17 protein-coding genes are annotated in these 18,827 nt (G+C 66.9%); 8 read left to right on the top strand and 9 right to left on the bottom strand.

What is annotated here, in order from left to right; genetic code table 11:
- Window positions 1-3 precede the first annotated feature (3 nt).
- From AC3FKH_RS06230 to AC3FKH_RS06220, 3 genes are all read right to left on the bottom strand, one after another.
- A complete protein-coding gene (locus AC3FKH_RS06230; RefSeq protein ID WP_488673809.1) occupies window positions 4-519 on the bottom strand; it encodes a DNA-deoxyinosine glycosylase in 516 nt (171 codons plus the stop codon).
- A gap of 69 nt (window positions 520-588) precedes the next feature.
- Complete coding sequence (gene htpG / locus AC3FKH_RS06225; protein WP_488673807.1) at window positions 589-2,490, bottom strand: molecular chaperone HtpG; 1,902 nt, start codon at window positions 2,488-2,490, stop codon at window positions 589-591.
- 104 nt (window positions 2,491-2,594) lie between these two features.
- Window positions 2,595-4,133, bottom strand: coding sequence for an aminotransferase-like domain-containing protein (locus AC3FKH_RS06220; protein WP_488673805.1), 1,539 nt, complete (start codon window positions 4,131-4,133; stop codon window positions 2,595-2,597).
- Between the two features lie 84 nt (window positions 4,134-4,217).
- Between AC3FKH_RS06220 and AC3FKH_RS06215 the strand changes: the two genes are divergently transcribed.
- From AC3FKH_RS06215 to AC3FKH_RS06185, 7 genes are all read left to right on the top strand, one after another.
- On the top strand, window positions 4,218-4,895 hold the full coding sequence (locus AC3FKH_RS06215; RefSeq protein ID WP_488673803.1) for a VOC family protein: 678 nt from the start codon (window positions 4,218-4,220) through the stop codon (window positions 4,893-4,895).
- 123 nt (window positions 4,896-5,018) lie between these two features.
- On the top strand, window positions 5,019-5,657 hold the full coding sequence (locus tag AC3FKH_RS06210; protein WP_488673801.1) for a LysE family translocator: 639 nt from the start codon (window positions 5,019-5,021) through the stop codon (window positions 5,655-5,657).
- An 81-nt stretch (window positions 5,658-5,738) separates the two neighbouring features.
- A complete protein-coding gene (locus tag AC3FKH_RS06205; protein WP_488673872.1) occupies window positions 5,739-6,683 on the top strand; it encodes a DMT family transporter in 945 nt (314 codons plus the stop codon).
- A gap of 11 nt (window positions 6,684-6,694) precedes the next feature.
- Window positions 6,695-7,150, top strand: coding sequence for a RidA family protein (locus AC3FKH_RS06200; RefSeq protein ID WP_483731581.1), 456 nt, complete (start codon window positions 6,695-6,697; stop codon window positions 7,148-7,150).
- Window positions 7,151-7,169: 19 nt separating this feature from the next.
- The gene (locus AC3FKH_RS06195) at window positions 7,170-7,499 is read left to right on the top strand and encodes a DHCW motif cupin fold protein (RefSeq protein ID WP_488673798.1); all 330 of its coding nucleotides are present in this window, start codon (window positions 7,170-7,172) and stop codon (window positions 7,497-7,499) included.
- A 42-nt stretch (window positions 7,500-7,541) separates the two neighbouring features.
- Window positions 7,542-8,732, top strand: coding sequence for an aminotransferase-like domain-containing protein (locus AC3FKH_RS06190; RefSeq protein ID WP_488673796.1), 1,191 nt, complete (start codon window positions 7,542-7,544; stop codon window positions 8,730-8,732).
- Between the two features lie 32 nt (window positions 8,733-8,764).
- Window positions 8,765-9,409 carry a glutathione S-transferase family protein gene (locus AC3FKH_RS06185; RefSeq protein ID WP_483708728.1) on the top strand — a complete coding sequence of 215 codons (645 nt, stop codon included), beginning with the start codon at window positions 8,765-8,767 and terminating at the stop codon, window positions 9,407-9,409.
- Window positions 9,410-9,431: 22 nt separating this feature from the next.
- Here AC3FKH_RS06185 and AC3FKH_RS06180 read toward each other — a convergent pair whose 3' ends face one another.
- The gene (locus AC3FKH_RS06180) at window positions 9,432-10,079 is read right to left on the bottom strand and encodes a LysE family translocator (RefSeq protein WP_488673794.1); all 648 of its coding nucleotides are present in this window, start codon (window positions 10,077-10,079) and stop codon (window positions 9,432-9,434) included.
- A gap of 370 nt (window positions 10,080-10,449) precedes the next feature.
- Between AC3FKH_RS06180 and AC3FKH_RS06175 the strand changes: the two genes are divergently transcribed.
- A complete protein-coding gene (locus tag AC3FKH_RS06175) occupies window positions 10,450-12,126 on the top strand; it encodes an L-lactate permease (RefSeq protein WP_488673792.1) in 1,677 nt (558 codons plus the stop codon).
- Between the two features lie 57 nt (window positions 12,127-12,183).
- Here AC3FKH_RS06175 and AC3FKH_RS06170 read toward each other — a convergent pair whose 3' ends face one another.
- The 5 genes from AC3FKH_RS06170 to AC3FKH_RS06150 all read right to left on the bottom strand — a co-directional run bounded on the left by AC3FKH_RS06170 (window position 12,184) and on the right by AC3FKH_RS06150 (window position 18,660).
- A complete protein-coding gene (locus AC3FKH_RS06170) occupies window positions 12,184-12,714 on the bottom strand; it encodes a chromate transporter (protein ID WP_488673790.1) in 531 nt (176 codons plus the stop codon).
- The gene (locus tag AC3FKH_RS06165) at window positions 12,711-13,268 is read right to left on the bottom strand and encodes a chromate transporter (protein ID WP_488673788.1); all 558 of its coding nucleotides are present in this window, start codon (window positions 13,266-13,268) and stop codon (window positions 12,711-12,713) included. The genes AC3FKH_RS06170 and AC3FKH_RS06165 overlap by 4 nt, the downstream gene beginning before the upstream one ends.
- A gap of 106 nt (window positions 13,269-13,374) precedes the next feature.
- On the bottom strand, window positions 13,375-15,717 hold the full coding sequence (gene parC, locus AC3FKH_RS06160; RefSeq protein ID WP_488673786.1) for a DNA topoisomerase IV subunit A: 2,343 nt from the start codon (window positions 15,715-15,717) through the stop codon (window positions 13,375-13,377).
- Between the two features lie 71 nt (window positions 15,718-15,788).
- Window positions 15,789-16,592 carry a lytic transglycosylase domain-containing protein gene (locus tag AC3FKH_RS06155; RefSeq protein ID WP_488673870.1) on the bottom strand — a complete coding sequence of 268 codons (804 nt, stop codon included), beginning with the start codon at window positions 16,590-16,592 and terminating at the stop codon, window positions 15,789-15,791.
- Between the two features lie 76 nt (window positions 16,593-16,668).
- Window positions 16,669-18,660 carry a DNA topoisomerase IV subunit B gene (locus tag AC3FKH_RS06150; protein ID WP_483708734.1) on the bottom strand — a complete coding sequence of 664 codons (1,992 nt, stop codon included), beginning with the start codon at window positions 18,658-18,660 and terminating at the stop codon, window positions 16,669-16,671.
- Window positions 18,661-18,827 lie beyond the last annotated feature (167 nt).

Genomic DNA, 18,827 nt, shown 5'->3' with positions numbered 1-18,827 from the left:
ATATCAGCGTTGTTCCCGCGCCCTGGCAGGCAGCCATGCCTGCAATGCCTGCCAGGCGTGCAGCTTCTGCGCATACGCCAGCGTGTAGGCCGGGCTGCTGGAGGGAAGCATCACAAGCTGGTGCCGATCCGCGTGATGCGCCAGCGCTTTCGCGCCAATGCGCGCCGCCGTGCCACCATTGAACGCAACCGCCACGAGGCTGGGCAAGGACTCGACCAGGCCGATCAGGTCGTTGCCCGCATGGTCTCGGATACTGCTATCGAGGCTGCCTTCGCGCCGCGCCTCGGCCACCACGTCCCACAGGCCGATGCGGTGCGCGAGCAACGCCTGCAGCCGCGCGTCGTACTCCATAGCACGCAGGTCCACGCCGATCGTATCGCCAACCAGCCGCCAGAACTGGTTCTGCTTGTGCGCGTAGTACTGGCCCTGCGCCAAAGACGCCTCGCCGGGCAGGCTGCCGAGGATCAATACGCGAGTCTCGGCATCCACGACAGGGGGAAAACAGCGCTTCAGCGTCATGCGTCGTTATCGCTTACGTCCGGAGGCAAAAAGGGCCGGTCGCCCGGCCCTTTTCCTTAATGCCCGTGTTCAGGCAAGCAACTTGTTCACACGCTGCACATAGGCCGTCGGATCATCGAGCATGCCCCCTTCAGCCAGCAGCGCCTGATCGAACAGCACCAGCAGGCGGTCATTGAAGCCATCGCCCTCCGGCAGATCGCGCAGCTTCTTCACCAGCGCGTGCTCGGGATTCAGTTCCAGGATCGGCTGGGCATCCGGCGCCTTCTGACCGGCCTGCTTCAGCAGGCGTTGCAGGTATCCGCTCATGTCGCCTTCGTCCGAGACCAGGCACGATGCCGACTCCGTCAGGCGCAGCGTCACGCGCACATCCTTGGCCTTGCCTTCGAGCACGGTCTTGGCGCGAGCCACGACATCCTTCCATTCGGTCTCGGCCTTCTCCTGCTCGGCCTTTTCGGCCTCGTCGGCAAGCGACCCCAGGTCGAGGTCGCCGCGGGCGACCGAGACCAGTTCCTTGCCATCGAACTCACGCAGGAACGACAGCATCCACTCGTCGACGCGATCGGTCAGCAGCAGCACTTCGATGCCCTTCTTGCGGAAGACTTCGAGGTGCGGGCTGTTCTTCGCGGCAGCCCACGTATCGGCCGTCACGTAGTAGACCTTGTCCTGCCCTTCCTTCATGCGGCCGACATAGGCCGCCAGCGACACGGTCTGCTCCGCGTCGTCGTTGTGCGTCGAGTTGAAGCGCAGCAGCTTGGCGATGCGTTCCTGGTTGGCCTGGTCTTCGCCCATGCCTTCCTTCAGCGCCTGGCCGAATTGCTGCCAGAAGGTCGCGTACTTGGTGCGCTCGGCTTCGTCTTCGCTGTCGGCCAGCGATTCCAGCATCGACAGCACGCGCTTGGTGCTGCCTTCGCGGATCGCCTTGACGTCGCGGCTTTCCTGCAGCAGTTCGCGCGAGACGTTCAGCGGCAGGTCGGCGGAATCGATCACGCCCTTGACCCAGCGCAGGTACGACGGCAGCAGCTGCTCGGCGTCGTCCATGATGAAGACGCGCTTCACATAGAGCTTGAGGCCGTGCTTGTGGTTGCGGTCCCACATATCGAACGGCGCGCGCGCCGGAATGTACAGCAGCTGCGTGTATTCGCTGCGGCCTTCCACTCGGTTGTGGGTCCAGGCGAGCGGCGCCTCGTTGTCGTGCCCGATGTGCTGGTAGAACGCGGTGTACTGCTCGTCGGTGATGTCCGACTTCGGACGCGTCCACAGCGCGCTGGCCTGGTTGACGCTTTCCCACTCGTCGGTGCGCTTGTAGGTGCTGGCCTCGGCATCCCACACTTCCTTGGGCATGCGGATCGGCAGCGAGATATGGTCCGAGTACTTCTGGATGATGCTCTTCAGGCGCCAGGCCGAGAGGAAATCGTCCTCGCCTTCGCGCAGGTGCAGCGTGATGGTGCTGCCGCGCTCGGCGCGCGTGATGGCGTCGACGCTGAACTCGCCGTCGCCCGCGCTTTCCCAGCGTACGGCTTCGTCAGCAGACAGGCCCGCGCGGCGGGTTTCGACCGTGACCTTGTCGGCAACGATAAAGGCCGAGTAGAAGCCCACGCCGAACTGGCCGATCAGCGCGGCGTCCTTCTGCTGGTCGCCGGACAGCTGCTGGAAGAATTCCTTGGTGCCCGAGCGCGCGATGGTGCCGAGATTGCGGATGGCCTCGTCGCGGCTCATGCCGATGCCGTTGTCGGTGATCTTCAGCGTGCGGGCCGTGGCGTCAGCTTCAATGCGGATGGCCAGGTCGGCGTCGTTTTCGAGCAGCGAGGGGTTCGCGATCGCCTCGAAGCGCAGCTTGTCGGTGGCGTCGGAAGCATTCGAGACCAGCTCGCGCAGGAAGATTTCCTTGTTGCTGTACAGCGAGTGGATCATCAGGTGCAGCAGTTGCTTCACTTCCGCCTGGAAGCTCATCGTTTCGTGCGGTGCGGACATGGTTCTCCTTTTCGAATCCGGAAAATCAGGGTATGAGGGTGGCGCAAGGCCAGTGCTCAGGGAAATAGGGCCGGTTCCGGCCAATTTCAAGGCCGGCCAGCGTTTCAGCGCCGGTCCAGTTGCCGGGACAGGAAGTCGAGCATGTCCGGGTCGCCACTGCTGGCGACGTTGAAGCGCATCCAGCCCGACGGCATCTGCGACGGCGAAAACAGGCTGCCCGGCGCGAACAGGTAGCCCTTGTCATGCCCAGCCGTCGCGATGGCATTGGTATCACGGCCGGTATCGGCCCACAGGTACATGCCCGCATGCTGCCCGGGGAACAGCCGCAGGCCGCGGCGCTCCAGCTCGCGCCGGGTGTCGTCGCGGGCCCGGTCCAGCCGCCCGCGCACCCGCTCCACGTGCTTGCGGTAGTGGCCTTCGGTCAGCACCTTGTACAGCACGCGCTCGTTGATTTCCGGCGTGGCCAGGCCGGCCAGCAGCTTGCTGTCGGTCAGTGTCGCGGCCCGGTCCGGGTGCGCGGCGATAAAGCCCACGCGCAGGTTCGCCGCCAGCGTCTTGGAGAAGCTGCCCAGGTAGATCACGCGGCGTAGCTGGTCCAGGCTGGCCAGCCGCGTGGCGGCATGGCCGGGCGGGCACAGGTCGCAGTAGATGTCGTCCTCGACGATCAGGAAATCGTACTGCTCGGCCATCTGCAACAGCCGGAACGCCTTGGCGGCGGACAGCGAGGTGCCGGTCGGGTTGTGCAGCACCGAGTTGATGACGAACAGCCGCGGCCGGTGCGCCTGCACGATGCGCTCCAGCGCCTCGAGGTCCGGCCCTTCGGCCGTGTATGGCACGCCGATCACCTGCGCCCCCTGCGCGGCAAAACGGCCAAACATCACGAACCAGGCCGGGTCTCCGACCAGCACGGTGTCGCCGGGGCACAGGTAGAGCCGCGCGATCAGGTCGAGCGCCTGCGTGATGCCCGACGTCAGCACGATCTGCTCCGCCGTGGCGCCGATCTCCAGCTCCTCCAGCCGCGTGCGCAGCTGCTGGCGCAGCGGCAGGAAGCCCTGCGGCGTGCCGCTGGCCAGGAAATGGTTGCCAGGCTGGCGGCCCAGTCCACGCAGCGCGCTGGCGATCAGTTCGCCATCGAGCCACTCGTTGGGCAGGAAGCCGAGGCCGGGCGCCTTGCGGGTCTCGGCGGTATGGAACATGCTGCGCAACAGCCAGGTCACGTCGATATTGCGCGCGGCCACCGCCACGGGCGCCACCGGCGCGGCCGAGGCCTGCGCCACGCGTTCGCGCACGTAGAAGCCCGAGCCGCGGCGCGATTCGAGGTAGCCCAGCGCCACCAGCCGCTCGTACGCCTCCACCACGGTAAAGCGGGAAATGCCCTTCTCCTGCGCCAGCTGGCGGATCGACGGCATGCGCATGCCCGCGCGGAACACGCGCTCGTCGATGCGCATGCGGGCCCATTCGGTGAGCTGCTCGACCAGCGTCATCTGCGCCGACGGCACCGGGTCGGGCAGGCGCTCCGTACTGCCGGCCGCGCCCGGCGGCACGACCAGCCGCAACGCGCGCCCCGACGTGTCCTGCGCGCCGCTTCCGCTATCCTTGCGATCGGGCGCGGCGGAGGAATCCTGCTGGTGGCTGCCGTCCATGTGGTGCTCCTGCAACTGTACTGAATACGATCCGCATAACTGTACCGGTACTGTACCGACTACCTTGTCTACCATCAAGCCAACATGAAGCTCGCCCTCGATCACCTCGTCATTGCCGCATCGACCCTCGACGCCGGCACGGCATACGTCGCCGACGCGCTTGGCATTGCACCGCAAGGTGGCGGCGCCCATGCGGCCATGGGCACGCACAACCGCGTGCTCGGCTTGTTTGGCGGGATGTATCTGGAGGTGATCGCGGTCGATCCGGACGCGCCTGCGCCGCAGCGCCCGCGCTGGTTCGGGCTTGACAGCGACAGCGTGCGCGCGCGCCTGCAAAGCGGCCCCTTCCTTCTGCACTGGGCCGCGCGCGTGGAGCGCCCCGCCGACCTGGCGCGCTGGCAGGCGCAGTATCCCGACCGGATCGCGCCGGTCATTCCGATGCAGCGCGGCGACCTGCGCTGGCGCATCACGGTGCCGGAAGACGGCAGCCTGCCCGCCTGGCACGGTGAAGCCGCCAGCGCCGGCGACGGCCTGCTGCCGAGCCTGATCCAGTGGGACGTATCCCCGCATCCGGGCGCCAGCCTGCCGCGGCAGGACCTGGCGCTGCGCCGGCTCACGGGCCAGCATCCGCATGCCGAACTGCTGCGCCAGGGCCTGGCGTGGCTGGGCGGCGAGACGCTGATATCGCTGGAACAAAGCGACGGGCCGCCGCAGCTCATCGCTGAAATCGAAACCTCGCAGGGCATCCGCACCCTGCGCTAGAACCGAACACCAACAAGAACAAGACCACGGAGACCCACCGATGACCGTCACCGGCAAACGCTTCGACGACGACCCTTGCCTCGGCACCAACCGGCGCGTGGTCGTCGACTTCCACTGAGCGCCATGACCGGAGATTTCCTGACCGGCCTGTCGGCCGCGCAATTCCTGGCGCTCATCACGCTGCTTGCAGTGGGTTCCTTCACGCCAGGACCCAACACCACCATCGCCGCCGTGACGGGCGCCAATTTCGGCCTGCGCGCCACGCTGCCCCATTGCATAGGCGTGGCCTTCGGCTTTGCCAGCATCCTGGCGCTGTGCGCGGTCGGCGTCGGCGCGCTGATCCTGAGCAGCCCGGCACTGGCCACCATCGTGCATATGGCCGGCGTGGGCTACTTGCTGTGGCTGGCCGCCAGGATCGCGCACAGCACCGTGCTAGCGGAGAAGCAGGTCCTGCGCCCGCTCAATGTGTGGCAGTCCGCCGTGCTGCAGTACGCCAACATCAAGGCGTGGATGATGGCGCTGGCCACCGCCGCGTCGTACATGGCCGGCGCGCCATCGCCCGCGCAGCGCGTGCTGCTGGTATGCACCACGTTCGGCATGTTCGGTTTCGTCAGCAACAGCCTGTACGGCGTGCTGGGCGCCTCGCTGCGTCAATGGCTGATGCAGGGCAACCGCGTGCGCTGGTTCAACCGCGCCATGGGCCTGGCGCTGGCACTCACCGCCGTCTGGATCGCCGTCAGCGTGCGTCCCGCGACAGCCTGATCCACCCACATCACCATGACTTCTCCGCAGGCAACCGCAACCGCAACCACTTCCGCTTCGCACCCGCCGCATTCCGGCGGCATGCTGCTGGGCTTTATCGGCGTAGCGATCTTCAGCCAGACGCTGCCGTTCACGCGCATGGCCGTGACGGAACTGGACGCGAACTTCGTCGCACTCGCCCGCGCCGTGATCGCTGCCGTGCTGGCGCTGGCGCTGCTGGCCATGCGCGGCGCGCTCGATGCGCAGCGCCGCCCGCGTGGCAGCCAATGGGCCAGGCTGGCCGTGACCGCGCTTGGCGTGGTGGTGGGCTTTCCGCTGTTCTCGTCGCAGGCCATGCGTGAAGTGCCGGCGAGCCATGGCGCCATCGTGATCGGCCTGCTGCCGCTCGCCACCGCGGTGTTTGCGGCGTGGTTCGGACGTGAACGGCCTTCGCCCGCATTCTGGCTGTCGGCCGTGGCCGGCAGCGCGCTCGTGATCGGCTTTGCCGTATGGCAGGGTGCCGGGGCGCTGCAGCATGCGGACTGGTACCTGTTCGCCGCCGTGGTGCTCGGCGCGCTTGGCTATGCCGAAGGCGGCAAGCTGTCGCGCGAGCTGGGCGGGCTGGAGACCATCAGCTGGGCGCTGGTGGTGTCGCTGCCGGTGCTGCTGCCGGTGGTGGGCTGGCTCGTCTGGCGCGACAGCGCCGTGATCGCCGCCGCATCGCCGCGTGCCTGGATCGGCATGGCCTATGTGTCGGTGTTCTCGATGTTCATTGGCTTCCTGTTCTGGTACGCCGGGCTGGCAAAAGGCGGCGTGGCGCGTGTCGGGCAGATACAATTGCTGCAGCCGTTCCTGACGCTGGCAGGTGGCGCGCTGCTGCTGGCCGAGCCGCTGGATCCGGCCACCATCGCCTTCGCCGTGGCGGTGATCGCCGTGGTGGCGCTGGGCCGGCGCGCCGCCGTGCAACAGGCCGCGCCCGCGATCGCCAGCACCGCCGCCAACACCGTCACCGAAGCGCCCCCTATCCTTCCGAAACGCACTCACTGACAGGAGATCACATGTCCGTCTACGACACCCTTGCACGCCTTGGCATCGAACTGCCCACCGCCGGCGCCCCGGCCGCCGCCTATGTCATGGCCGCGCAGACCGGCAATACCGTGTTCCTGTCGGGCCATATCGCCCGCAAGGACGGCAAGGTATGGGCCGGCAAGCTCGGCAAGGACATCGACACCGAAGCCGGCAAGGCCGCCGCGCGCTCGATCGCGATCGACCTGCTGGCCACGCTGCACGGCCACGTGGGCGACCTGAACCGCGTCACGCGCATCGTCAAGGTGATGAGCCTGGTGAATTCCACGGAGGACTTCACCGAGCAGCACCTGGTGACCAACGGTGCCTCGGAACTGCTGGCCGAAATCTTCGGCGACAAGGGCAAGCACGCGCGCAGCGCGTTCGGCGTGGCGCAAATTCCGCTGGGCGCCTGCGTCGAGATCGAAATGATCGTCGAAGTGAACTGAACCATCGGCCGCTGCCGCGATGCGCATCGACAACCTGCCCTTCGGCACCACCGACTGGTCCGCGGTCGAACCCACGCGCCACCCCGGCGAACGGGGCGAGGCGCTGTGGCGCACGCGCCAGTTCGGCGAGATCCGGGTGCGCATGGTCGAGTACTCGGCCGGCTACCTGGCGGACCACTGGTGCACCAAGGGCCATATCCTGTTCGTGCTGGACGGCGAACTGCATACCGAACTGGAAGACGGCCGCCAGTTCGTGCTCAGCGCGGGCACGAGCTACCAGGTCGCCGACCAGGCGGAACCGCACCGATCATCGACGCCGACCGGGGCCAGACTATTCATCGTTGACTGAGCCGCCCGCCAGGCGGCTTCCCAAAGACAAAAGAGAAACATCATGCAATGGGCCATCTCCCGCCGGGCGCAGCAACTGACCAGCTCGGCCATCCGCGAAATCCTGAAGGTGACCGAGCGTCCGGAAGTCATTTCCTTCGCCGGCGGACTGCCCTCGCCGGCCTCCTTCCCGGTAGCGGCCATGGAGGCGGCGACGGCCCGTGTATTCGCCGACAACCCGGCCGCCGCGCTGCAGTACGCGGCCACCGAAGGCTACCTGCCCCTGCGTGAATTTATCGCCAAGCGGCACAACGTTGGCGTGGAGCGGGTGCTGATCACCACGGGCTCGCAGCAGGCGCTGGACCTGATCGCCAAGGTGCTGATCGATCCGGGCAGCAAGGTGCTGGTGGAAACGCCGAGCTACCTCGGCGCGCTGCAGGCCTTCTCGCTGTTCGAGCCTGAATTCACGTCGATTCCCACCGACGACAAGGGCCTGCAGCCTGAAGCGCTGACTGCCGAACTGACCGCTGGCGCGCGCTTCCTGTACGCCCTGCCCAACTTCCAGAACCCGACCGGCCGCCGCCTGCCGCTGGAGCGCCGCCAGGCCTTGGTGGCCCGCGCGAAGGAATTCGGCGTGCTGCTGGTCGAAGACGACCCATATGGCGAACTCAGCTACACCGGCGACCAGCTGCCGACGCTGCTGTCGATGAACCCCGACGGCGTGATCTACATGGGCTCGTTCTCGAAGGTGCTCGCGCCGGGCCTGCGCCTGGGCTTCGTGATCGCGCCGCCCGAGCTGCACTTCAAGCTGTGCCAGGCCAAGCAGGCATCGGACCTGCATACGCCGACTTTCACCCAGCGCGTGGCCTACGAGACCGTGCGCGACGGGTTGCTCGACCGCCACATCCCGACCATCCGCGAACTGTACGGAAAGCAGTGCCAGGTCATGCTCGACGCACTGGCGCGCCACATGCCCGAGGGCGTAAGCTGGAATGAACCGGAAGGCGGGATGTTCATCTGGGTGCAGTTGCCTGAAGGGCTGGGCCTGGACAGCATGGCGATCCTGGAAGAAGCCGTGAAGCGCAATGTCGCCTATGTGCCGGGCGCACCTTTCTATGCCAGCAACCCGCAGCGCAACACGCTGCGCCTGGCGTTCGTGACGGTGCCGCCAGAGCGCATCGAACAGGGCGTGGCGATCCTGGGCGAGGTGTTCCGCGAAGCCATCGCGTCGGCATCGCAGGCCCGCGCGGCCTGAATAACACCGCAAAAGATCAGGGGAGAATCTTCATGCTGCGGATCTGGGGTCGACTGTCGTCGATCAATGTACAGAAGGTGGTCTGGTGCGCGCGCGAGCTGCACCTGGACCATGAGCGCGTGGACATCGGCGTCAGCCAGGGCGACCTCGACACCGAGGCCTATGTCCGCCTGAACCCCAACCGCCAGATCCCCGTGATCGAGGACTTCCGCGGCACGGACGTGGGCGGCGAGCCCTTCGTGCTGTGGGAATCCAATGCCATCGTGCGCTACCTGTGCGCGCAGTATGGCGAGGGCACGCTGTGGCCGGAAGACGTCAAGGCGCGCGCCTCGGCCGACCGCTGGATGGACTGGCAGACCACCACCTTCAGCCCGGCCATGGTCACCGCCTTCCTCAACATGGTGCGCATTGCGCCCGAGAAGCGCGACGATGCCGCCGTGGCCGCGTCATGCGCGCGCACGAAACCGCTGGCTGCGATGCTCGACAAGGCCCTGACCGGGCGCGAGTTCATCGGCGGCGACCGCTTCACCATGGCCGACATCTCGCTGGCTTGCGCCGCCCATCGATGGATGGGCACGCCGGTCGAGCACGAGCCACGGCCGGAACTCGAGCGCTGGCTCGCCGCCATGCGCGCACGCCCGGCCGCCGAGGGCATCCTGGAACTGCCGCTGCGCTAAGCGCGCTGCGGCGGCCCCGCCCTTACTTGCCGGCGCGCGAACCCGACGCCGCCGTGAACACCCCGAGTCCGATAAAGGCCGCTGCCGTCAGGTAGCGGCCGGCCGCCCGTGCCCGCCCGGCACGGCGCAGCGCCGGCATCACGGCCGCCGCCGCCGTCACGTAGCAGACGTCGGTGGTGGCCGCGATCAGCACGAAACCCACGCCCAGCGCCAGGCTCTGCGTCAGCGCAGAAGCCGCCGGATTCATGAACTGCGGAAGGAAAGCGGCAAAGAAGATGGCGGTCTTGGGATTCAGCAACGCCACCACGAAGCCATCGCGCAATACCTGGCGCAGCGGCCGCGCCGGAGGCGGCGTATCCGCATCCACCGCCGGCGCGGCGCGCAAGGTGCGGATGCCGAGCCAGATCAGATAGGCCGCCCCGGCGTACTTCACGACCGTGAAGGCCAGCGCCGAGATCGAGAACAACACCGCCAGCCCGAGCGCGGCGCCCGCCGCATTGCCGAGGTTGCCCAGGGCCACGGCGCCGACCGACGCCAGCCCGGCACGCCGGCCCTGCGCCAGCGTGCGCGTCACGATATAGACCACGGCCGGCCCGGGGGTCACGGCCAACGCGAGGCTCGCCAGCACGAACGCGCCAAGCAGCGGCCACGGGGGGAGGAACTCAGGCATGGTGTCTCCTTGATCGGATCCCGGATCCCGACGGCATCCGGCAGACAGGCTAAGCACGCCTCGCGCCGTTGCCAAGCCGCCATTATGGCGGTTTCCTGGCTGGCATACATTTCTAAGAGGCGCCGTTTAGAGTACTCTGGGCTTTAGGCAGCACGTGCGCCATGCTGCCCCCTGGCAAACCCTGATCCCTGAATCCGGTTCATGTATGCCATGACCGGATTTAAAGCGGCGAACCAGGAACCCATCCTTACAATCCTTGTTCGACTCGCGTGTGCGGCCGACGCCGCACGTCGGTACGCGTGTACAGCGGCAGCCAAGGGCACGGAGATTGCCCGGGCCGCCCGAGCCAAACCAGAGGAGGATTTCAATCGTGTGGAGTCAAGTCTATGACCCGCTAGGCAATATGGCGCTGTCCACCATTGCCGCGGGCGTCCCCGTAGCCGTGCTGCTTGCAGCGCTGGCCTTCTTTCATATGCAGGCGCACCTGGCCGCAGGCCTGGCGCTGGTGGTGGGCGTCGTCGTGGCGGCCGCGGTCTTCGGCATGCCGGCGGCCATGGCGGGCAAGGCCGCCGGGCTGGGCATTGTCTCCGGGCTGTTCCCGATCGGGTGGATCGTCCTCAACATCATCTTCCTGCACCGGCTGACCACACTGAACGGGTCGTTCAAGGTCTTGCAGAACTCCATCTCCGGCGTGACCGAAGACCGCCGCCTGCAGTTGCTGCTGGTGGCCTTCAGCTTCGGCGCCTTCTTTGAAGGCGCGGCCGGCTTCGGCACGCCGGTGGCCGTGACCGGTGCCATCCTGATCGGCCTGGGCTTCTCGCCGCTAGCCGCCTCGGGCCTGGCGCTGATCGCCAACACGGCGCCGGTGGCCTTCGGCGCGCTCGGTGCGCCGATCATCGGCCTGTCGTCGGTGACGGGCATCGACCAGGTCACGCTGTCGGCCATGATCGGCCGGCAACTGCCCTTCTTTTCGGTGCTGGTGCCGTTCTGGCTGATCTGGGCCTTCGCCGGGTTCCGCGGCATGATCGCGATCTGGCCGGCCATTCTCGTTGCGGGTGTGACCTTCGCGGTGCCGCAGTTCCTGGTCTCGAACTTCCACGGCCCATGGCTGGTGGACGTGATCTCCTCGCTGATCTCGATGGGCTGCCTGACGCTCTTCCTGAAGATCTGGCACCCCAAGGAGGTCTGGACCTCGACCAAGATCCTCGGCCGCCACGACGACTCCAAGGTCGACCACCCCGAAGCCGTGGCCGCCGACGCTGCCGCCAGCGCCGCTTCGGCCGGCATCTCGGTCGCCAAGGCCTGGCTGCCGTGGATCATCCTGACCGTCTTCGTGTTCGTCTGGGGCATCCCCGAGTTCAAGAAGTTCATGGACGCGCTGTGGCAATGGAAATTCCCGATCCCGGGCCTCGACAAGGCGATCATCAAGCATCCGCCCGTCACGCCCAAGGAAATCGCCGAGCCGGCCGTCTTTGCCTTCAACGTGCTGTCGATGGCCGGCACCGGCATCCTGGTGTCGGCCGTCATCGGCGGCCTGCTGATGGGCTACTCGATCCCGCGCCTGGCCAGGGAATACTGGGAAACCATCAAGCTGACCAAGTTCTCGCTGCTGACCATCAGCGCGATGTTCGGCATCGGCTACCTGACCCGCTACTCGGGCCTCGATGCGACGCTGGGCCTGGCGTTCGCGCAGACCGGCGTGCTCTACCCTTTGTTCGGCACCATGCTGGGCTGGCTCGGCGTGGCGCTGACGGGATCGGACACCGCGTCCAACGTGCTGTTCGGCGGCCTGCAGAAGACCACGGCGGAGCAGCTTGGGCTGTCGCCGGTGCTGATGTCCGCGGCCAACAGCTCGGGTGGCGTGATGGGCAAGATGATCGACGCGCAGTCCATCGTGGTGGCCTCCACCGCGACCAAGTGGTATGGGCATGAGGGCGACATCCTGCGCTATGTGTTCTTCCACTCGATTGCGCTGGCGATCCTGGTGGGCATCTTCGTCACGCTGCAGGCCTACGTGCATCCGTTCACGCGGATGGTCATCCACTGACGTATCCGACCGTTTCCCCATGAAGCCCCGCCCCGGCGGGGCTTTTTACTGGATGAGTCAGAGCACGCCGAGCAGCCCGGCCACGCCGCCGATGGCTACCAGCAACAGCGGGTGCGCGCGTGTCTTCAGCATCAGCAAAACCGTCACCACGGTGATAGCCGCTGCGCCCCAGCCGTGGTCGACGCTGCGCGCCAGCACCCAGCCCGATGAGAACAGCAGGCCAATCGTCAGCGCCGCCAGCCCGCGCCGGATCAGGCCAGGCCAGGCCGCATGCGGCGAACGGCCGGAGAAATACTCGAACGCAAGCGCGATCAGGCTGGACGGGCCGCACATGCCGAACATGGCCGCCAGCGATCCGGCAAAGCCCGCCACCTGCCACCCGAACAGCGACACGAACAGCACATTGGGACCCGGCGCCGCCTGCGAGATCGCGTACATCGCCGAAAACTGCGCATCGGTCAGCCAGCCATTGGCCTCGACCAGGTAGCGGTGCATGTCCGGCAAGGTGGAACTCGCCCCGCCGATAGCCAGCAGCGACAGCGCGCTGAAATGCGCGAACAGGCTGGCCAGCACCTCGGCTGCGCTCATGGCTGCCCGCCGCGGGTTGCGCGCCACTCGAGCCACAGCGCGAGCGGCACGAGCACAACCATGACAGGTACCAGCGGCCAGCTCAGCAGACCGATCAGCAGGAAGGCTGCACCGCCGACAAGCACGGCTCGCAGCGTCATCGACAGGCTGTGCGCCAGCTTGATGGCCGTGGCCAGCATCAGGCCGGCCGATACCGCCGTCATGCCGGCCAGCATGCGCTGCACGGCGGGAATTTCCTGATAGTGCTGGTACAGCAGCAGCAAACCGAGCACGAGGCCCATCGGCACCATGACCAGGCCGCTGAACGCGGCCAGCGCGCCGCGCCAGCCGGCAAAGCGCAGGCCCAGCATCAAGGCCAGGTTGATGACATTGGGCCCGGGCAAGACCTGGCCCAGGCTCAGCAGTTCGACAAAATCGCGGTCATCCATCCAGCGGTTGCGCTCCACCACCGCGCGGCGCACGAAGGGCAGGACGCCGCCAAAACCGGAGAGGCCCATGCGGGCGAATTCGATGAACAGGGTGCGGGGGGTGGGCGGTGGAGCGAGGGAGGCCATGGAAGGGAAATAACAACAACGACACGCAACTGCGGCAGCGTTAAATCTGCGGCGGCGGTACTCCCCTCTCCCGCGAGCGGGAGAGGGGAGAAACCCCCGGGCAGAATCAGCTACCCGCAGGCTGTGCGATCTTCACCGGATCAATCCGCACGCCCTTCAGCTTGCTCTCCAGCGCCTTGCCCTTGCGCGCCCGCTTGCCCACATACGGCATCAGGTTCGCCCCTGCCAGCTTCTGCGAATCAGGCTTGCCGCCGCGCGGTGTGGTGCCGGACACCAGCAGTCCCGGCGCACCAACACCAACCGCCTGCAGCAGCGTCTCCTTCGGCTCCAGCTCCATCAGGATCACGCCGCGGCCGCCGGCCGACAGCACCTTGACCTCTTCCAGCGCCACCAGCAGCAGGCGTCCGTTGCCAGACAGGCAGGCCACGTGCGTGGCTTCGTCGCCGATCGGCGCAGGCGCGAGCGGTGCATCGCCGTCGTCCAGCGTCAGGAATGACTTGCCGCCCTTCTGGCGGCCGGTCATGTCGCCGACCTTGGTCAGGAAGCCATTGCCGCCCTGCGTGGCGATCAGCATGCGCTGCTCGGGGTTGCCGGCGAAGGTATGGGCAATCTGGCTGCCCGGCTGCAGCTCGATCAGCGTGGTCAGCGGCACGCCGTCGCCGCGCCCACCCGGCAGCCCGGCCACCGGCACCGAGTACACGCGGCCATTGGTGCCGAACGCCAGCAACACGTCCACCGTGCGGCACTCGAAGGTGTCGTACAGTGCATCGCCCGCCTTGAAGGCGAATTGCTGCGCGTCATGGCCGTGGCCCTGGCGCGCGCGCACCCAGCCCTTCTGCGACACCACCACCGTGACCGGTTCGTCCACCACGCGCACCTCGGCGCTGGCGCGGCGTTCTTCCTGGATCAGCGTGCGGCGCGGGTCCTTGTCTTCCGGGCTGTATTGCTTCGCGTCGGTCTCGATCTCCTTGATGATGCGACGGCGCATCATGGTGTCGGACTTCAGCAGCACGTCCAGGTCGGCCTGCTCTTCGCGCAAGTCCTTCAGTTCCTTCTCGATCCGGATGGCTTCCAGCCTGGCCAGCTGGCGCAGGCGGATTTCCAGGATGTCCTCGGCCTGGCGGTCGCTCAGGCCGAACCGTTCGATCAGCGCGGCCTTGGGCTCGTCGCTCTCGCGGATGATGCGGATCACCTCGTCGATGTTCAGCAGCACCAGCATCCGGCCTTCGAGGATGTGGATGCGGTCTTCCACCTTGGCCAGGCGATGGCGCGTGCGCCGCGTGACGGTGGCGAAGCGGAAGTCGATCCACTCGCGCAGGATGTCGCGCAGGCCCTTCTGGCGCGGACGGCCGTCCGTGCCGATCATCACGAGGTTGATCGGCGCGCCTGATTCCAGGCTGGTATGGGCCAGCAGCGTCTGGATGAATTCCTGCTGCCCGATATTCTTGCTCTTGGGCTCGAACACCAGCCGCACCGGCGCGTCCTTGCCGGACTCGTCGCGCACGGCATCGAGCACGGCCAGCACGGTGCCCTTGAGCTGCTGCTGTTCCGGGGTCAGGGCCTTCTTGCCGGCCTTGACCTTCGGGTTGGTCAGCTCTTCGATTTCTTCCAGCACCTTCTGCGCCGACGTGGCCGGCGGCAGTTCATTTACCACCAGCTGCCACTGGCCGCGCGCCATTTCCTCGATGGTCCAGCGCGCGCGCACCTTCAGGCTGCCGCGGCCGGATTCATAGATCTGGGCGATATCGGCCGCGGGCGAGATGATCTGGCCGCCGCCCGGATAGTCGGGACCGGGCATCAGCGCCAGCAGTTCGGCCAGCGTGATGTTCGGGTTGCGGATCATCGCCACGGTGGCGCCGGCCACTTCGCGCAGGTTGTGCGGCGGCACTTCGGTGGCCATGCCCACGGCAATGCCCGAGGCGCCGTTGAGCAGCACGAATGGCATGCGCGCGGGCAGCAGACGGGGCTCTTCCATCGAGCCGTCGTAGTTGGCGATGAAATCGACCGTGCCCTCGTCGATCTCGTCGAGCAGCAGGCGCGCGATCGGCGTCAGGCGCGCTTCGGTGTAGCGCATCGCCGCGGCGCCGTCGCCATCGCGCGAGCCGAAGTTGCCCTGGCCGTCGATCAGCGGATAGCGCAGCGAGAAGTCCTGCGCCAGGCGCACCAGCGCGTCATAAGCCGACTGGTCGCCGTGCGGATGGAACTTGCCCAGCACGTCGCCCACCACGCGCGCGGACTTGACCGGCTTGGAGTCGGCGCGCAGGCCCATCTCGTGCATGGCGAACAGGATGCGCCGCTGCACGGGCTTCTGGCCATCCGCGACCTCGGGCAGCGCGCGGCCCTTGACCACGCTGACGGCATAGTCGAGGTAGGCCCGCTCGGCGTAGCGCGCCAGCGTCAGCGAATCCGCCGGTTCTTCAGGTTGAAACGTGATGTCTTGTTGTTCCATGGATTGGCAAGAAGACGGCGCGCCATGATGTGATGCCGGCGCGCCGGGTGGCTTGTTGTTCGGGAATCCGGTCAGGGCATGTTGCGCCGTCCGCCGATCACCATCTTGACGCGCGACGGCCCGCCGGCTGCCGCGCTGGTCCGCATCACGGCCGGACCGCCGCCGGGCTGGTAGAGCCGGTAGAACTGCAGCACGGTGCTCACGTACTGCTGCGTCTCCGGGTACGGCGGAACGCGGTTGTTATAGCGCTGCACCGCGCCCTCGCCTGCGTTGTACGCGGCCAGCACCAGTTCCAGGTTGTCGGGAAACAGCTCCATCAGCCAGCGCAGGTAACGCACGCCGGCCGCGATATTGATGCGCGGATCGGCCAGCTTCTGCTCGACACTGCGGCGCGCGTCGGCGCTCACGCCAAAGCGCGCGCCGGTGTCGGGAATGACCTGCATCAGACCGATAGCGCCCTTGGGCGAAACGGCCGACGGGTTGAAGCCGGACTCCACCGCCATCACCGCCTTGACCAGCGCCGGGTCGACGTCCTGCTTGTCCGCGATCTGGCGGATCATCGGCTCGACCTTGGCGATGTTCGGGTGATTGATGATGTAGCGGTACAGCTTGTGCTGCTCGAGATCGATCGCGCCAGCGCCTGCATCGCCCGAGCTACGCGCACTGCGCGAGCTATCGAAGCTGCCGCCGTTGCGCATGAACAACTTGTAGCGCTCGTCGAGCTTGCGGTCGGCAAAGTGGGCGATGCCATCCGCGTCGATGAAGCCGTAGAGCTCGGCATGTGCCGCCGGTGCGCAGGCGAGACCGGCCACCATCAGCACGGCCGCGGCTGCGCGATGCCATGGTTTGCGTGTCGGTGTCGGTCTCGTTCTCATCATGCGGTCCGGCTTGCGTGCGGGGAAGCCAAAGGGGGCATTATGCCCCTTTGTCTGTCCGCGCACAGACAGCCCGTCAGATATCGGCCTCGACTTCGTTGCCCTTCTCTTCGAGCCAGCTGCGGCGTTGTGCGGCCTCGCCCTTGCCCATGAGCATGTTCATCATCTCGACGGTCTGCGGCAGGTCGAACTCGCCCAGCGCCACGGGCAGCAGGCGCCGCGTATCCGGGTTCATGGTGGTCTCCCAGAGCTGTTCGGCGCTCATTTCACCCAAACCCTTGAAGCGCGAGATCTGCCAGCTGCCGTCCTTGACGCCGTCCTTGAGCAGCTTGTCCTGGATGGCTTCCAGTTCACCTTCGTCGAGCGCATACAGCTTCTGCGCAGGCTTCTTGCCACGCGCGGGCGCGTCGACGCGGAACAGCGGCGGGCGTGCCACGCAGACGTTGCCGGCATCGATCAGCTTCGGGAAGTGGCGGAAGAACAGCGTCAGCAGCAGCACCTGGATGTGCGCGCCGTCGACGTCCGCGTCGGACAGGATGCAGATCTTGCCGTAGCGCAGGTTGGACAGGTCGGGCTCGTCGTTCGGGCCGTGCGGGTCCACGCCGATCGCCACCGCGATGTCATGCACCTCGTTGTTGGCGAACAGGCGGTCGCGCTCGGTCTCCCAGGTATTGAGCACCTTGCCGCGCAGCGGCAGGATGGCCTGGTACTCCTTGTCGCGGCCCATCTTGGCCGAGCCGCCGGCGGAGTCGCCCTCGACCAGGAAAATCTCGTTGCGCGTGACGTCGGTCGATTCGCAGTCGGTCAGCTTGCCGGGCAGCACGGCCACGCCGGAGCCCTTTTTCTTTTCCACCTTCTGCGCGGCGCGCGTGCGTGCCTGGGCTTGGCGGATCACCAGTTCGGCGAGCTTCTTGCCGTACTCGACGTGGTGGTTCAGCCAGAGCTCCAGCGCCGGACGGCTGAAGGTCGACACCAGGCGCACCGCGTCGCGGCTGTTCAGGCGCTCCTTGATCTGGCCCTGGAACTGCGGGTCCAGCACCTTGGCCGAGAGCACGAACGAAGCGCGCGCGAACACGTCCTCGCTCATCAGCTTGACGCCCTTGGGCTGCAGCGCATGCATCTCGATAAAGCTCTTGACCGCCTGGAACAGGCCTTCGCGCAGCCCGGACTCGTGCGTGCCGCCGGCCGGCGTGGGAATCAGGTTGACATAGGACTCGCGCACCGGCGAGCCCTCTTCGGTCCAGGCCACCACCCACGAGGCGCCTTCGCCGTGGGCAAAGCCTTCTTCGCCGGGGTTGGCGTCCGGGTCGGCGAAATGCTCGCCCTCGAACATCGGGATCACGAGTTCGGCACCGCTGCCCTGCGCCAGGGCCTCGACGAGGTAACCCTTCAGGCCCTGGTCGTACTGCCAGGTCTGGGACTCACCGGTCTTTTCAGTGACCAGCGTGACTTTCACACCGGGCAACAGCACGGCCTTGCTGCGCAGCAGGCGCTGCAGCTCGGCCTGTGGGATCGTGGCCGAGTCGAAATACTTCGCATCCGGCCACACCTGCACGCGCGTACCGTTCTTCTTCTCGCCGCGCTCGAGCTTGCGCGAGGCCAGCGGCACGGTCACATCGCCGCCGGAGAACGTGAGCGTCGAGGCCATGCCGTCGCGCCAGACCGAGACGTCCAGCTGCGTCGACAGCGCATTGGTCACCGACACGCCCACGCCATGCAGGCCGCCGGAGAACGCGTAGGCGCCGCCCTTGCCCTTGTCGAACTTGCCGCCCGCGTGCAGCCGCGTGAAGACGATCTCGACCACCGGCACGCCTTCTTCCGGGTGGATGCCGACCGGGATGCCGCGGCCGTCGTCCTCCACGCTGACGCTGCCGTCGCGGTGCAGCGTGACCAGGATCTCGGAACCGAAGCCGCCCAGCGCCTCGTCGGACGCGTTGTCGATCACCTCCTGCACGATATGCAAGGGGTTGTCGGTGCGGGTGTACATGCCGGGGCGCTGCTTGACCGGCTCCAGGCCCTTCAGGACCCGGATGGAGGATTCGCTGTACTGACTGGTTTTGCTCGCCATGGAGTCGCTACGAAAGTGGAGATCCCGGCCATTTCGGCCATTTTTGGCGCGCATATGTGGCGCCGCCGGGTGCCGGGCACTGCATTGTAATGGAAGCCCGGACCGGCAATCGTGGCAAAGGAACGACCGCGCCAGCCGGCTTTCTTGCCGGCCGTCCGGATTACCAT

The sequence above is a fragment of the Cupriavidus sp. 21MJTG02-4 genome (assembly GCF_057798975.1).
The sequence above is the reverse complement of the archived record's forward strand: the minus strand, read 5'-3'. Positions and strand labels throughout refer to the sequence as shown.

What these genes read in the sequence shown, in the direction of transcription:
- parC (WP_488673786.1), bottom strand. Translation starts at nt 15,717, where the DNA reads ATGGAACAACAAGACATCACGTTTCAACCTGAAGAACCGGCGGATTCG.
- AC3FKH_RS06215 (WP_488673803.1), top strand. Translation starts at nt 4,218, where the DNA reads ATGAAGCTCGCCCTCGATCACCTCGTCATTGCCGCATCGACCCTCGAC.
- AC3FKH_RS06185 (WP_483708728.1), top strand. Translation starts at nt 8,765, where the DNA reads ATGCTGCGGATCTGGGGTCGACTGTCGTCGATCAATGTACAGAAGGTG.
- AC3FKH_RS06165 (WP_488673788.1), bottom strand. Translation starts at nt 13,268, where the DNA reads ATGGCCTCCCTCGCTCCACCGCCCACCCCCCGCACCCTGTTCATCGAA.
- AC3FKH_RS06170 (WP_488673790.1), bottom strand. Translation starts at nt 12,714, where the DNA reads ATGAGCGCAGCCGAGGTGCTGGCCAGCCTGTTCGCGCATTTCAGCGCG.
- AC3FKH_RS06195 (WP_488673798.1), top strand. Translation starts at nt 7,170, where the DNA reads ATGCGCATCGACAACCTGCCCTTCGGCACCACCGACTGGTCCGCGGTC.
- AC3FKH_RS06220 (WP_488673805.1), bottom strand. Translation starts at nt 4,133, where the DNA reads ATGGACGGCAGCCACCAGCAGGATTCCTCCGCCGCGCCCGATCGCAAG.
- AC3FKH_RS06180 (WP_488673794.1), bottom strand. Translation starts at nt 10,079, where the DNA reads ATGCCTGAGTTCCTCCCCCCGTGGCCGCTGCTTGGCGCGTTCGTGCTG.
- AC3FKH_RS06150 (WP_483708734.1), bottom strand. Translation starts at nt 18,660, where the DNA reads ATGGCGAGCAAAACCAGTCAGTACAGCGAATCCTCCATCCGGGTCCTG.
- AC3FKH_RS06230 (WP_488673809.1), bottom strand. Translation starts at nt 519, where the DNA reads ATGACGCTGAAGCGCTGTTTTCCCCCTGTCGTGGATGCCGAGACTCGC.
- AC3FKH_RS06190 (WP_488673796.1), top strand. Translation starts at nt 7,542, where the DNA reads ATGCAATGGGCCATCTCCCGCCGGGCGCAGCAACTGACCAGCTCGGCC.
- AC3FKH_RS06155 (WP_488673870.1), bottom strand. Translation starts at nt 16,592, where the DNA reads ATGAGAACGAGACCGACACCGACACGCAAACCATGGCATCGCGCAGCC.
- AC3FKH_RS06210 (WP_488673801.1), top strand. Translation starts at nt 5,019, where the DNA reads ATGACCGGAGATTTCCTGACCGGCCTGTCGGCCGCGCAATTCCTGGCG.
- AC3FKH_RS06205 (WP_488673872.1), top strand. Translation starts at nt 5,739, where the DNA reads ATGCTGCTGGGCTTTATCGGCGTAGCGATCTTCAGCCAGACGCTGCCG.
- htpG (WP_488673807.1), bottom strand. Translation starts at nt 2,490, where the DNA reads ATGTCCGCACCGCACGAAACGATGAGCTTCCAGGCGGAAGTGAAGCAA.
- AC3FKH_RS06200 (WP_483731581.1), top strand. Translation starts at nt 6,695, where the DNA reads ATGTCCGTCTACGACACCCTTGCACGCCTTGGCATCGAACTGCCCACC.